11 protein-coding genes and 2 tRNA genes are annotated in these 12,717 nt (G+C 71.2%); 11 read left to right on the top strand and 2 right to left on the bottom strand.

Annotated features, from left to right (window positions below; all coding sequences use genetic code 11):
- Nucleotides 1–17: 17 nt before the first annotated feature.
- The 6 genes from NYO98_RS16365 (at nucleotide 18) to tig (ending at nucleotide 4,374) form a co-directional block, all read left to right on the top strand.
- On the top strand, nucleotides 18–563 hold the full coding sequence (locus NYO98_RS16365; RefSeq protein ID WP_268112796.1) for a ribose-5-phosphate isomerase: 546 nt from the start codon (nucleotides 18–20) through the stop codon (nucleotides 561–563).
- Complete coding sequence (locus tag NYO98_RS16360; RefSeq protein ID WP_268112795.1) at nucleotides 556–1,470, top strand: Fpg/Nei family DNA glycosylase; 915 nt, start codon at nucleotides 556–558, stop codon at nucleotides 1,468–1,470. Before NYO98_RS16365 ends, NYO98_RS16360 begins: the two co-directional genes overlap by 8 nt.
- The gene (locus tag NYO98_RS16355) at nucleotides 1,467–2,522 is read left to right on the top strand and encodes a PP2C family protein-serine/threonine phosphatase (protein ID WP_268112794.1); all 1,056 of its coding nucleotides are present in this window, start codon (nucleotides 1,467–1,469) and stop codon (nucleotides 2,520–2,522) included. Before NYO98_RS16360 ends, NYO98_RS16355 begins: the two co-directional genes overlap by 4 nt.
- A 75-nt stretch (nucleotides 2,523–2,597) precedes the next feature.
- Nucleotides 2,598–2,671 (top strand) — tRNA-Gly (locus tag NYO98_RS16350).
- A gap of 45 nt (nucleotides 2,672–2,716) precedes the next feature.
- A tRNA-Pro gene (locus NYO98_RS16345) sits at nucleotides 2,717–2,789 on the top strand.
- A 181-nt stretch (nucleotides 2,790–2,970) separates the two neighbouring features.
- Entirely contained in the window at nucleotides 2,971–4,374 is a 1,404-nt protein-coding gene (gene tig, locus NYO98_RS16340) for a trigger factor (protein WP_268112793.1), read from the top strand.
- Nucleotides 4,375–4,459: 85 nt separating this feature from the next.
- On the opposite strand, the gene NYO98_RS16335 is transcribed toward tig, so the two are convergent.
- A complete protein-coding gene (locus tag NYO98_RS16335; protein WP_268112792.1) occupies nucleotides 4,460–5,620 on the bottom strand; it encodes a phosphotransferase in 1,161 nt (386 codons plus the stop codon).
- 24 nt (nucleotides 5,621–5,644) lie between these two features.
- On the opposite strand from NYO98_RS16335, the gene NYO98_RS16330 reads away from it, so the two are divergent.
- The 5 genes from NYO98_RS16330 to NYO98_RS16310 all read left to right on the top strand — a co-directional run bounded on the left by NYO98_RS16330 (nucleotide 5,645) and on the right by NYO98_RS16310 (nucleotide 9,863).
- Nucleotides 5,645–6,070 carry a MarR family winged helix-turn-helix transcriptional regulator gene (locus NYO98_RS16330; RefSeq protein ID WP_268112791.1) on the top strand — a complete coding sequence of 142 codons (426 nt, stop codon included), beginning with the start codon at nucleotides 5,645–5,647 and terminating at the stop codon, nucleotides 6,068–6,070.
- Between the two features lie 128 nt (nucleotides 6,071–6,198).
- On the top strand, nucleotides 6,199–6,804 hold the full coding sequence (locus tag NYO98_RS16325) for an ATP-dependent Clp protease proteolytic subunit (RefSeq protein WP_211732383.1): 606 nt from the start codon (nucleotides 6,199–6,201) through the stop codon (nucleotides 6,802–6,804).
- 2 nt (nucleotides 6,805–6,806) lie between these two features.
- Nucleotides 6,807–7,415, top strand: coding sequence for an ATP-dependent Clp protease proteolytic subunit (locus NYO98_RS16320; RefSeq protein WP_268112790.1), 609 nt, complete (start codon nucleotides 6,807–6,809; stop codon nucleotides 7,413–7,415).
- 158 nt (nucleotides 7,416–7,573) lie between these two features.
- Entirely contained in the window at nucleotides 7,574–8,854 is a 1,281-nt protein-coding gene (gene clpX, locus NYO98_RS16315; protein ID WP_268112789.1) for an ATP-dependent Clp protease ATP-binding subunit ClpX, read from the top strand.
- Nucleotides 8,855–8,975: 121 nt separating this feature from the next.
- Nucleotides 8,976–9,863, top strand: coding sequence for a hypothetical protein (locus NYO98_RS16310; RefSeq protein WP_268112788.1), 888 nt, complete (start codon nucleotides 8,976–8,978; stop codon nucleotides 9,861–9,863).
- Between the two features lie 193 nt (nucleotides 9,864–10,056).
- Here the strand turns inward: NYO98_RS16310 and valS are convergent, their stop codons facing one another.
- Nucleotides 10,057–12,690, bottom strand: coding sequence for a valine--tRNA ligase (gene valS, locus NYO98_RS16305; RefSeq protein WP_268112787.1), 2,634 nt, complete (start codon nucleotides 12,688–12,690; stop codon nucleotides 10,057–10,059).
- Between the last annotated feature and the right edge of the window lie 27 nt (nucleotides 12,691–12,717).

Raw genomic sequence — 12,717 nt, 5'->3', positions numbered from 1 at the left:
TCTGCCAAACTCCTCCCATGCGCGTACACCTGGGCTCCGACCACGCCGGCCTCGAGCTGAAGGACCACCTGTTGACCTGGCTGGTCGACCACGGCTACGAGGCCGTCGACCACGGTCCGTTCGTCTACGACGCCCTCGACGACTACCCCTGCTTCTGCCTGCGCGCGGCCGAGGGGGTCGCCGCCGACCGGGCCGAGGGCCTCGACAGCCTGGGCGTGGTGATCGGCGGCTCGGGCAACGGCGAGCAGATCGCGGCCAACAAGGTGGAGGGCATCCGGTGCGCGCTCGCCTGGTCGGACGAGACGGCCGCGCTGGCCCGCGAGCACAACGACGCCAACGTCGTCTCCGTCGGCGGCCGCATGCACCCGGTGGACGACATGACCCGTTTCGTGGAGATCTTCCTCTCCACGGACTTCTCGGGCGACGAGCGCCACGTGCGTCGCATCGGTCAGCTCTCCACCTACGACGAGACGGGCGAGCTGCCGCCGCTCCCGGAGTCCGCGCTCCGCGGTCCCGACACCGGCGCAGAGACCAACACCGACGCCGACCGCGCGGATGCCTGAGGGACACACCCTCCGCAAGCTGGCCGACGACCTCACCGCTGCCTTCGCGGGCCGCCGGGTCCGGGTCACCTCGCCCCAGGGGCGGTTCGCCGCCGACGCCGAGCAGCTCGACGGGTCCCGGGTCGTCGGGGCCGACTCCGCCGGCAAGCACCTCTTCGTGGAGCACGAGGGCGAGCGGTTCGTGCACGTGCACCTGGGGCTCATCGGCCAGCTCGACGTCCACACGGGCATCGAGGGCGGCGCGGCCGCCGTGCCCGACCCGGTCGGGGCGGTGCGGCTGCGCCTGGTCACGCTCGACGACCCCACCGACCCGCGCCCGGCGGCGTACGCCGACCTGCGGGGCGCGATCATCTGCGACCTGGTCGGCGCCGCCCGGCGCGCCGAGATCCTCGGCCGGCTCGGCCCGGACCCGCTGCGGCCCGACGCCGATCCCGACCTGGCCTGGCGGCGGATCTCGACCAGCCCGCGCGCCATCGGCGACCTCCTGATGGACCAGAAGGTCCTCGCCGGCGTCGGCAACGTCTACCGCGCCGAGGTGCTGTTCCGGCACCGCATCCACCCGCTGCGCCCCGGCAACACGCTGCGCAGCGGCCAGTGGCGGGCGATGTGGGCCGACCTCGTCGAGCTCATGGCCGAAGGCGTCCGCACCGGACGCATCGACACCGTGCGTCCCGAGCACACCCCCGAGGCGATGGGGCGGGCGCCCCGCAAGGACGACCACGGGGGAGAGGTCTACGTCTACCGGCGCACGTCGCAGCCGTGCCTGGTGTGCGGCACCCCGGTCCGGACGGGTGAGCTCGCCGGGCGCAGCTCGTTCTGGTGCCCCAAATGTCAGCCGAAGTTCCGGTCGCGGGCCCTACGATCTCCCACCAAGGGGACTGGGAGAGCAGGAGGAGCTCGAGCATGAGTTCTCCATCGCTCCGCGCAGCCGCGAGCCGAGTGGTGCCGCGGGGCTCGCGCACCCTGGCGCTGCTGGTCGTCGCGACCCTGCTCATCGGCGTCGCCATCTGGCTGTTCTCCGACGACTTCCCCCTGGTCACCCTGCTGGTGCCGATGGTGCTCTCGAGCCTGGTGCTCGGTCCGCGGCAGCTGCCGTGGTTCGTGCTGTTCGTGCTCCTCGTCCTGGCCCTGGTCGTGCCGAGCCAGAACCCGATCACCCTGCGGATCGCCCTCACCGTGGTCATCATCTTCGGCCTCGGCTTCGTGGTCCTCCTGTCGTCGTTCCGCCGCTCGCGCCTCGGGGTGGCCGGCATCCAGGGCGAGATGATGTTCGTCGACCTGCGCGACCGGATCCTGCGCCAGGGTGGGATCCCCGACCTCCCCGCGGAGTGGTACGCCGCCAGCGAGCTGAGGTCGGCCGGGGGCACACCCTTCGCCGGCGACTTCGTCGTCGCCTCGCGCGTCGAGGGCCGGCTCGAGGTGGCCGTCGTCGACGTCTCGGGCAAGGGGCAGGGCGCCGGCACCCGGGCCCTGCTGCTCTGCGGTGCCCTGGGTGGCCTGCTGAGCGCGCTGCCGCCCAGTGACTTCCTCGACGCCGCCAACCGGTTCCTGCTCCAGCAGGACTGGGACGAGGGCTTCGCGACCGCCATCCACCTCTCGCTCGACCTCGCGACCGGCACGTACGACATCCGCAGCGCCGGCCACCCGCCGGCCGCCCTGCGCCACGCCGGGTCGGGCCGGTGGGAGGTGCTCGAGTCGGAGGGCCCCATCCTCGGCCTCGTCGACGGGGCCGTCTTCCCCGCCGTCTCGGGGGAGATGCGCCGCGGCGACGCGCTGCTGCTCTACACCGACGGCATGGTCGAGACCCGCAACCGCGACATCGCCCTCGGCATCGACCGGATGCTCGGCCAGGCCGAGCGGCTGCTGCGCGGGGAGTTCGAGGGCGGGGCCACGCGGCTCGTCGAGGCGCTCGGCTCGCGCAACGACGACCGGGCGCTGCTCCTCGTGCACCGACGCTGAGCCGGGTTGCGGCGCGCGCTCGCGCGTGTGGCACCATGACACCCGCACCGGCGAGACGACGTCGCCGGGACGCGCGCGGATGTAGCTCAATGGTAGAGCCCCAGTCTTCCAAACTGGCTACGCGGGTTCGATTCCCGTCATCCGCTCCAAGCAGGCTGCGAGCGCCCTCCGGGGAGCGCCCGGGGCCCGTTTGGCGGGGCGTAGCGTAGTGGCTAGCGCGCCTGCTTTGGGAGCAGGAGATCGCAGGTTCGAGTCCTGTCGCCCCGACCCTCCGGTCCCACCCGTCACGCGCTCCCCGCGCCTCGCGGCGGCCGCCCGGGCGTGATTCGGTCTGCGCCCCCGCCCTCGATAGACTGGCGAGGTTTGCGGTCGCCGGGCCCGTGCCCTGGCAGCGCCGCACCTTTCCCCGTGTGGTCCACCCACAGACCTTCAGCATCAGGAGACATTTGTGAAGAGCGCCGTCGAGACCTTGAGCCCCACCCGGGCCAAGCTGACCGTCGAGGTGCCCTTCGAGGAGCTCAAGCCGAGCCTCGACGCGGCGTACCAGAAGATCGCGAAGCAGATCAACGTCCCGGGCTTCCGCCGCGGCAAGGTCCCGCCGGCGGTCATCGACCGCCAGGTCGGGCGCGGCCCGGTCCTCGACGAGGCGATCAACGCCGTCGTCCCGCAGCAGTACATGGCTGCGCTGCAGGAGCACGACCTCGAGCCGCTGGCCCAGCCGGAGATCGAGGTGACGAAGTTCGAGGACAACGAGTCCCTCGAGTTCACCGCCGAGGTCGACGTCAAGCCCGACTTCGAGCTGCCGGCCTACGACGGCCTCGAGGCGAGCGTCGAAGACATCGAGATCACCGACGCCGACGTCGACGAGCAGGTCGAGGCGCTGCGTGAGCGCTTCGGCACCTTGGTCCCGGTCGAGCGCGCCGCCGCCGACGGCGACTTCGTCACCATCGACCTGGTCGCTGCCAAGGACGGCGAGACCGTCGAGGGCGGCGAGGTCACCGGCATGTCCTACAAGGTCGGCCGCGGCGGCATGATCGACGGCCTCGACGAGGCCCTCGTCGGCCTCTCCGCCGGCGACGACACGACGTTCGACTCCGAGCTCGTCGGCGGCGACCTGGTGGGCGAGCCCGTCCAGGTGACCGTCAAGGTGACGGCCGTGCAGGAGCAGCAGCTCCCCGAGTACGACGACGAGTTCGCCCAGCTCGCCTCCGAGTTCGACACCGTCGACGAGCTGACCGCCGACGTGCGCGAGCGTCTTGGTCGCGGCAAGCGCCTCGAGCAGGCCGCCGCCGCCCGCGACGCGGTCCTCGAGGCCCTGCTGGAGAAGGTCTCCATCCCGCTCCCCGAGGTGATGGTCACCGACGAGCTCAACGCCCGCCGCCAGAACGTCGAGCAGCAGCTCGGCTTCGCCGGCATCACGATGGAGAAGTACCTCGAGGACGAGGGCCAGACCCAGGAGGAGTTCGAGGCCGACCTCGAGCGCCGGGTCCGCGACGCGGTCGCCGCGCAGTTCATCCTCGACAAGATCGCCAAGAAGGAGGAGTTCGGCATCGACCAGGCCGAGCTCTCCGAGCACCTCGTGCGCCGCGCCCAGCAGTCCGGCCAGGACCCGCAGGAGTTCGCGAACCACATGTTCGAGCACAACCACATCCCCGAGCTCGTGCAGGAGATCCTGCGCGGCAAGGCCCTCGCGACGATCGTCGAGGCGGCGACCGTCAAGGACGCCTCGGGCAACGTGGTCGAGCTGAAGAACCTGCGCCCCGACGGCACCATCGGCGAGCCGGTCGACGAGACCGCCCCCGAGACCGCCCCCGAGGCGAGCGACGAGACCGCTGCGGAGGACGAGGCCTGAGCCTCGCCCAGCCCGTGACACTGACCGGCGTCCGCCCCTCGGGGCGGGCGCCGGTCCGTCTTCCCGGTCTTCCCGGTCGTCCCGGTCAGTCCGTCGCGGCGAGGACGTCGAAGGCGTAGCGCGCCACCTGGGCGCGCTGCGCGACGTGGTGGGCGACCGCTTCCTGGTCGTCCTCGCCGAGCGCCTCGACCGGGATGCTCGGCAGCCCGTTGAACAGCATCAGGCTCACGGCGTGGCAGCGACGCAGGACGTCGGGCTCGACGGCGCTGCCCTCCGCCGCCAGCCCCTCGGCGTACGCCTCCAGGCAGGTCGCGGCGCGCTCGGGCAGGTCGTCGGCGTCGAGCCGTCGCACCTGGATCTCGCCGACCAGGAGCTGTGAGAGGTCGAACCCGACGGGCTGGGGGCGCCAGAACCCGTAGTCGATGAGCGTGTAGCCCGTCCCGTCGAGGTGTCGCATGAGGTTGTTCGGGCAGGCGTCGCCGTGCGACGCGCGGTGCGGCAGCGCGGCGTACTCCTGGGCGAGGCGGTCGAGGCGTGCGGCGACGGCCCGCAGGTCGGGGCGCAGGTCGCCGAAGTGCTCGGCCACCGCCGGGTGCGCCCACACGGCGTCGTCGGCGAGCACCGGGAAGACGGTGTGGGCGAGCCGGCCCTCGACGAAGTAGCTGATGTGCCACGGTTGCGGGTCGATGTCGGCGAGCCCGGCCACGCGCGGGCTCCCGGACAGGCGGCCCAGGAGGTACGCCGCGCGGGCGTCGTCGTCCGCCACCCAGGGCGCGGGATCGTGCTCGACCGACTCGAGCCACAGCACGGCGGTGTCGTCGGGCCGGTCCTCGACGCGCAGCGCGCGCGGCATGGTGAGCCCGTCGGGCAACCGCGCGGCGAGGTCGGAGCCGTAGAGGAGGACCTCCGAGCGCCACGGCACGGTGGTCGCGGCCCAGGCGGCGAGCTCCGGTGGGACGAAGGCGAACATGGGGGAGTGGCGCCAGTGCTGCACGCGCTTGACGAAGAACTCGAACGGCCGGGCGCCCGTCCCCGGGTCGGCGTGTCCCCGGACCCACGTGCGGGCCCCGGTGAGCATCGACGGCACGTCGTAGGCGACGCGCTCGGCCGTGGAGGCGAGCAGCCGCACGGCCGGCTCCCCCCACAGGTCGGCGACCATCGCCTCGAGCTCGGCGTCGGTGACGTCGTCGGCGCCGAGCACCTCACGCCGGTCGATGCCGGGCGTCGGCGTGAAAGTTGCTTTCATGGTCAAAGAAGGTAAGTTGCTTTCATGACTGGCGTCAAGAGGCTCCCGGCCGCCCGGCCGCACCTGCCGATGCTGATGGGCCTGGTGTTCGGCCGGCTGCGCGAGCGCCTCGCCGCGGAGGTGCCGGACCTGCGGCCCTCCCAGCTGCGCGTCCTGGAGTGGCTCCCCGTCGAGGGGCTCACCATCAGCGAGCTCGCCGAGTGTGCCGACATGACCACGCAGGGATGCGGCCAGTTCGTCCGCCAGCTCGAGGCGCTCGGCATGGTGGAGGTCTCCGTGGCCGAGCACGACGCCCGCGCGCGCGTCGTACGCCTCACCGACGCCGGTCGCGACGCCCTCGCCCGCTCCGCGGCCGTGCTGGCGGCCTGCGACGAGGAGTGGGCGGCGCGAGTCGGTCCCGAGCGGTGGCGGGTGTTCCGCGAGGTGCTCGAGGAGGTCGCGCTCGGCTGAAGGGGTGGGCGGACGTGCCCCCGAATCCGCTGTGGGCGAACAGGGAGGGTCAGCGCGTGGAAGTGTCCGTCCTTCCGGCTAGTGTCGCCAGCGTGAACCAGAACTCCAGCCCAGCCCTCTCGCCCGAGATGAACGGCGCCGGTGGGATGTATGGCCTCGACGACCACATCTACCAGCGCCTCCTCCGTGAGCGCATCGTCTTCCTCGGCTCGGAGGTGCGCGACCAGAACGCCAACGCGATCTGCGCGCAGCTCCTCCTGCTGTCCGCGGAGGACCCGGAGGCCGACATCTTCCTCCACATCAACAGCCCCGGCGGCTCGGTGGACGCCGGCATGGCGATCTACGACACGATGAACTACATCCCCAACGACGTGGCGACCGTGGGGATGGGCCTCGCGGCCTCGATGGGCCAGTTCCTGCTCTGCGCAGGCACCAAGGGCAAGCGCTACGCCCTGCCCCACGCCCGCATCATGATGCACCAGCCGTCCTCCGGCATGGGTGGCTCTGCCTCCGACATCAAGATCCAGGCCCAGCAGTCGCTGCACATCAAGAAGGTGCTGCTCGACCTGATCGCCGAGCACACCGGCCAGACCGTCGAGCAGGTCGTCGCCGACGCCGACCGTGACCGGTGGTTCACCGCCGACCAGGCCGTCGAGTACGGCCTCGTCGACCAGGTCATCACCAGCGCCCGCGAAGCCGCCGACGAGGGCCGCCCGGCCCGGAAGCAGGACTGAACATGAACTACTACATCCCGCAGTGGGAAGAGCGGACCTCCTACGGTTTCCGCCGCATCGACCCCTACGCCAAGCTGTTCGAGGAGCGCATCATCTACCTCGGCACGCCGATCAGCGACGACGTGGCCAACGCGGTCATCGCCCAGCTGATGTGCCTGGAGACGATGAACCCCGACACCGACATCAGCATCTACATCAACAGCCCCGGCGGCTCCTTCACGGCGCTCACGGCGATCTACGACACGATGCGGTTCATCAAACCCGACGTGCAGACCGTGTGCCTGGGCCAGGCGGCCTCGGCGGCGGCGATCCTGCTCGGCGCCGGCGCCAAGGGCAAGCGGATGGCGCTGCCCAACAGCCGCATCCTGATCCACCAGCCCTACACCGAGGGCACGTTCGGCCAGACCTCGGACATCGAGATCCAGGCCAACGAGATCCTCCGCATGCGCGAGCTGCTCGAGCGGATGATCGCCGACTCCAGCGGCAAGGACATCGACCAGGTCAGCCGCGACATCGAGCGCGACAAGATCCTGACCGCCGAGCAGGCCGTCGAGTACGGCCTCATCGACGCGGTCATCGAGTCCCGCAAGGGCGCCCCGGTCCTCGCCTGAGGGCGAGCCGAGGCCCGAAATGACGGCCGACGACATCTCGTGTCCGGCCCCCGTCGGGGGCCGGGACGGGGTACCGTCGTACGGCCCACTGCAAGACAGCACAGCGCAAGGTGTGGAGTGCCGGAACCCCCATCCGGCGAGACTGGAGGACACGACTCGTGGCACGTATCGGTGACGGCGGCGACCTGCTGAAGTGCAATTTCTGCGGAAAGAGCCAGAAGCAGGTCAAGAAGCTCATCGCTGGCCCCAACGTCTACATCTGCGATGAGTGCATCGAGCTGTGCAACGAGATCATCGAGGAGGAGCTGGCCGAGGGCGCCGAGGTCAGCCTCGAGGAGCTGCCCAAGCCCCGCGAGATCTTCGAGTTCCTCAACTCCTACGTGATCGGCCAGGAGCACGCCAAGAAGTCGCTCGCCGTCGCGGTCTACAACCACTACAAGCGCGTCCAGGCCGGCCTGCAGCCCGTCGCCGGCAAGGCCAAGGACGACGTCGTCGAGGTCGCCAAGTCCAACATCCTGGTCATCGGGCCGACCGGCTGCGGCAAGACCTACCTCGCGCAGACCCTCGCCCGGATGCTCAACGTGCCCTTCGCGATCGCCGACGCGACCGCGCTGACCGAGGCCGGCTACGTCGGCGAGGACGTGGAGAACATCCTCCTCAAGCTCATCCAGGCCGCCGACTACGACGTCAAGAAGGCCGAGACGGGCATCATCTACATCGACGAGATCGACAAGGTCGCCCGCAAGGCGGAGAACCCCTCGATCACCCGTGACGTGTCGGGCGAGGGCGTGCAGCAGGCGCTCCTGAAGATGCTGGAGGGCACCACCGCGTCGGTGCCCCCGCAGGGCGGGCGCAAGCACCCGCACCAGGAGTTCATCCAGATCGACACCACCAACATCCTCTTCATCGTCGGCGGTGCGTTCGCCGGCCTCGAGCAGATCATCGAGCAGCGCGTCGGCAAGAAGTCGCTCGGCTTCACCGCCGAGGTGCGCGGCGCGGCCGAGCGCGAGGCCGACGACCTGCTGGCCCAGGTCCGTCCCGAGGACCTCACCAAGTTCGGCCTGATCCCCGAGTTCATCGGTCGCCTGCCGCTGATCGCCAGCGTGAGCAAGCTCGACCGCGAGGCGCTCGTCCAGATCCTCACCGAGCCGCGCAACGCGCTCGTCAAGCAGTACCAGAAGCTCTTCGACCTCGACGGGGTCGAGCTCGAGTTCACCGACGACGCCATCGACTCCATCGCCGAGGCGGCCCTCGAGCGCGGCACCGGCGCCCGCGGCCTGCGCGCGATCATCGAGGAGGTCCTCCTCTACGTGATGTACGACGTCCCGTCGCGGGGCGACGTCGCGAAGGTGATCGTCACCCGGGAGGTCGTGGAGGACGACGTCGCCCCGACGCTCATCCCGCGCGAGGCCGAGGGCCGTAAGAAGAAGTCAGCCTGACCCCTGGCCCGCGATGACTACTCCGGTCTAGTCATTTCGGGCTATTCCGGGCCATCGACGCTGGACGTGCGTCATGGTCCGGAGAGACTGGCGTCTCGTCAGCATGTGGGAAGGGGACCCCGTGGGGGTTGACCAGAAGCGGCCGCTCGTCGGCTTCGCTCTCGTGGCAGTGCTCTGTGCCGTCCTGATGGCGGTCTCCGTCGACCGTGGGTTCGGGTTCAGCGACCTCGTCCACCCCGGCAAGCCCATCGCCGCGCCGGTCGAGCGCACCCACGACGCGCCCCCGGCGGCCCAGGCCACCCGACAGGTCGCTCCCGCCCAGATCCCCGCCGAGCTGAGCGCCCAGCCGCTCGCCGCCGTCGTCGCCGCCGCGAAGGCCACCGGCACGGCCGCCCGGACGTCGGGCGCACCCACCCCCGGCAAGGGACCCGGCTCGTCGACCACGGGCGACACGGCGACCGGCACTGCCACGTCCCAGGGCGCCGACCAGGCGGACGACCAGGCGGACGACCAGGCAGACGACCAGGCAGACGACTCCGACGACGCCACGACCGCCGATCGCGACGCCGCCAAGGCCGCGCGCGACGCCGCCAAGGCGCAGCGGGCTGCTCAGCGGGAGGCTGAGAAGGCGCAGCGGGCTGCTGAGCGGGAAGCGGCGAAGGCGCAGCGGGCTGCTGAGCGGGAAGCGGCGAAGGCGCAGCGGGCTGCTGAGCGGGAGGCCGCGAAGGCGCAGCGGGCTGCTGAGCGGGAGGCCGCGAAGGCCCAGCAGGCGGCCGAGCGCGAGGCCGCGAAGGCCCAGCGTCAGGCTGAGCGCGAGGCCGCGAAGGCCCAGCAGGCGGCCGAGCGGGAGGCCGCGAAGGCCCAGAAGGCGGCCGAGCGGGAGGCCGAGAAGGCCCAGCGGGCCGCCGAGCAGGCGGCCGCCCAGGCCGCCCAGCAGGCAGCCACGGTCCCGGGCAACAACGGCAACGGGCACGGCAACGGCAACAGCAACGGCAACGGCAAGGGCTGAGCCCCCGGCGCGTCGGACGACCACATGTCCGTCCGCGCGGTCGTAGGCACGCTGCGCGCGCACGTCTCATAGGACTTCTTGTCGTCCGACGCGCCGTCGTGGTGGCGCGACCGCCCCACGCGAGGCGACCCGGGCCGGACGCACGGATCCCCCTCACACACCGCCGGCGGCGCGTGAGGGGGATCCGGCCGTCTCAGTCCTCGGTGGGCGCCAGCTCGGCGGAGGTGACCTTCAGCTCGGTGGCGGACTCGTCGGTGACGAAGTCCAGGTCGCCGACGATGGTGCCGACGGCGCGCAGGTCGTCCTGCGCCTGCTGCGCGGCCTCGACGAGGGACGCCGGGCCGGTGATCTCGACGCGGGCGAGCGGGGCGCGCATCTTGGCCTTGGCCTGCGACTTGGCGCCACGGATGCCGGTCAGCGCCGCCGCGACCGCGTCGAGGACCAGCGGCTGGGAGGCGGCGGCGGAGCCGAGGTCGGCGGCGGTGGGCCACGACGCGTGGTGGATGGAGCCGTCCTGCCACCACGACCAGACCTCCTCGGTGGCGTACGGCAGGAACGGCGCGAGCAGCCGCAGCTGGACGTGCAGCGCGATGGCCAGCGTCGCCCGCGCGGACTCCGTGCCGGCGCCGCCCTCGGTGTCGTACGCGCGCTCCTTGACCAGCTCGAGGTAGTCGTCGCAGAACTCCCAGAAGAACTTCTCGGTGACCTCGAGCGCGGTGGTGTAGTCGTAGGCGTCGAAGGCCTCGGTCGCCCGGCGGACGACGATCTCGAGCCGGCCCAGCAGGGCGCAGTCGACCGGGGCGCTGACGGCGGCCGGGCTGAGCTCGGTGGCACCGACGTTGCCGAGGACGAACTTCGAGGCGTTGAGGACCTTCATCGCCAGCCGGCGGCCGACCTTCATCTGCGACTCGTCGAACGGCGAGTCGAGGCCCGGACGGCCGATGGCGGCGCGCCAGCGGACGGCGTCGGCGCCGTACTTGTCGAGGATGTCGGTCGGGACCACGACGTTGCCCTTGGACTTCGACATCTTCTTGCGGTCCGGGTCGACGATGAAGCCGGAGATCATCGCGTGCGACCACGGCACGACCTGGTGCTCGTAGTCGGCGCGGACGACGCGGGAGAACAGCCAGGTGCGGATGATGTCGTGCGCCTGCGTGGCGAGGTCGTAGGGGAAGACCCGGGAGAACAGGTCGTCGTCGACCTCCCACATGCCCGCGATCTGCGGGGTCAGCGAGGAGGTGGCCCACGTGTCCATCACGTCGGGGTCGCCGATGAAGCCCCCGGGCTTGCCCCGCTGGTCCTCGGTGTAGCCCTCGGGCGCTTGGGTCGACGGGTCGACCGGGAGCTGGGCCTCGCTGGGCATCAGCGGGTGGTCGTGCTCGGGCTCGCCGTCGGCGTCGAGGGGGTACCAGACCGGGAACGGGATGCCGAAGAACCGCTGGCGCGAGATCAGCCAGTCGCCGTTGAGGCCGCCGACCCAGTTGTCGTAGCGGTGCTTCATGTGGGCGGGGATCCAGGTGATCTCCTCACCCCGGGCCAGCATCTCCTTGCGGAGCGCCGCGTCCTTGCCGCCGTTCTTGATGTACCACTGGCGGGTGGCGACGATCTCGAGCGGCTTGTCGCCCTTCTCGTAGAAGTTCGCCATGCGCTGGGTCGCCGTCGGCTCCCCGTCGAGGTCGCCCGACTCGCGCAGCAGCGCGACCATCGCCTCGCGGGCGCTGAACGTGGTCTTGCCGGCCATCTCGGCGTACGCCGTCGCGGCGGGCTCGGCGGCCAGCCACTCGGGGGTCTCGCGGACCAGGCGGCCGTCGCGGCCGACGACCGTGCGGATCGGCAGGCTCAGCTCGCGCCACCACATCACGTCGGTGAGGTCACCGAAGGTGCAGCACATCGCGATGCCGGCGCCCTTGTCGGGCTCGGCGGCCGGGTGGGGGAGGACCGGGATCTCGACGCCGAAGACCGGCGACGTGACGGTCGTGCCGAAGACGTCCTGGTAGCGCTCGTCGTCGGGGTGGGCGATCAGCGCAACGACGCTCGGGATGAGCTCCGGGCGCGTGGTCTCGATGTGGATCGGGCTGCCGTCCGGCTTGTGGAAGGCGACGCGGTGGTAGGCGCCCGGGTAGTCGCGCGCCTCGAGCTCGGCCTGCGCGACGGCGGTCTGGAAGGTGACGTCCCACAGCGTCGGCGCCTCGGACAGGTAGGCCTCGCCACGCGCGTAGTTGCGCAGGAACGCCCGCTGGCTGACCGTGCGCGAGTGGTCGCCGATGGTGGTGTAGGTCGGGTTCCACTGGACCGACAGGCCGAGCTGGCGCCACAGCGCCTCGAAGGCCTTCTCGTCCTCGACCACCAGCTGCTCGCACAGCTCGATGAAGTTGGGCCGGCTGATCGCGACCTGCCGCTTGGGGTCCGGCTTCTCGGGCGGCGTGAAGTCGGCGTCGTAGGGCAGCGACGGGTCGCAGCGCACGCCGAAGTAGTTCTGGACGCGGCGCTCGGTCGGCAGGCCGTTGTCGTCCCAGCCGATCGGGTAGAACACGGCCTTGCCCTGCATGCGCTGGTAGCGCGCGATCAGGTCGGTGTGGCTGTAGGAGTAGACGTGGCCGACGTGCAGCGAGCCGCTGACCGTGGGCGGGGGCGTGTCGATCGAGTAGACGTTCTCCCGCGGCTGGGTGCGGTCGAAGGCGTAGGTGTCGTTCTCGGCCCACGCCCGGGACCACTTGTCCTCCAGACCCTCGAGCGCCGGACGCTCCGGTACGACGACGGCACGCTGGTCGGTGCTCGCTGTCGTCGGACCGCTGTCCGGGGCCTGGGTGCTGGGGTTCTCAGTCATGCACCGATTCTATTGACGGGCCTCCGG

It is taken from the genome of Nocardioides pini, assembly GCF_026712185.1.
Classification (GTDB): Bacteria; Actinomycetota; Actinomycetes; order Propionibacteriales; family Nocardioidaceae; genus Nocardioides; species Nocardioides pini.
Note: the sequence above shows the minus strand (reverse complement) of the source record. Positions and strands in the feature narration are given on the sequence as shown.

Bases quoted from the DNA above. Each gene is read 5' to 3' on its own strand.
- NYO98_RS16325 (WP_211732383.1), top strand. From the start codon at position 6,199: ATGAACGGCGCCGGTGGGATGTATGGCCTCGACGACCACATCTACCAG.
- NYO98_RS16355 (WP_268112794.1), top strand. From the start codon at position 1,467: ATGAGTTCTCCATCGCTCCGCGCAGCCGCGAGCCGAGTGGTGCCGCGG.
- NYO98_RS16365 (WP_268112796.1), top strand. From the start codon at position 18: ATGCGCGTACACCTGGGCTCCGACCACGCCGGCCTCGAGCTGAAGGAC.
- NYO98_RS16360 (WP_268112795.1), top strand. From the start codon at position 556: ATGCCTGAGGGACACACCCTCCGCAAGCTGGCCGACGACCTCACCGCT.
- NYO98_RS16330 (WP_268112791.1), top strand. From the start codon at position 5,645: ATGACTGGCGTCAAGAGGCTCCCGGCCGCCCGGCCGCACCTGCCGATG.
- valS (WP_268112787.1), bottom strand. From the start codon at position 12,690: ATGACTGAGAACCCCAGCACCCAGGCCCCGGACAGCGGTCCGACGACA.
- NYO98_RS16335 (WP_268112792.1), bottom strand. From the start codon at position 5,620: ATGAAAGCAACTTTCACGCCGACGCCCGGCATCGACCGGCGTGAGGTG.
- NYO98_RS16320 (WP_268112790.1), top strand. From the start codon at position 6,807: ATGAACTACTACATCCCGCAGTGGGAAGAGCGGACCTCCTACGGTTTC.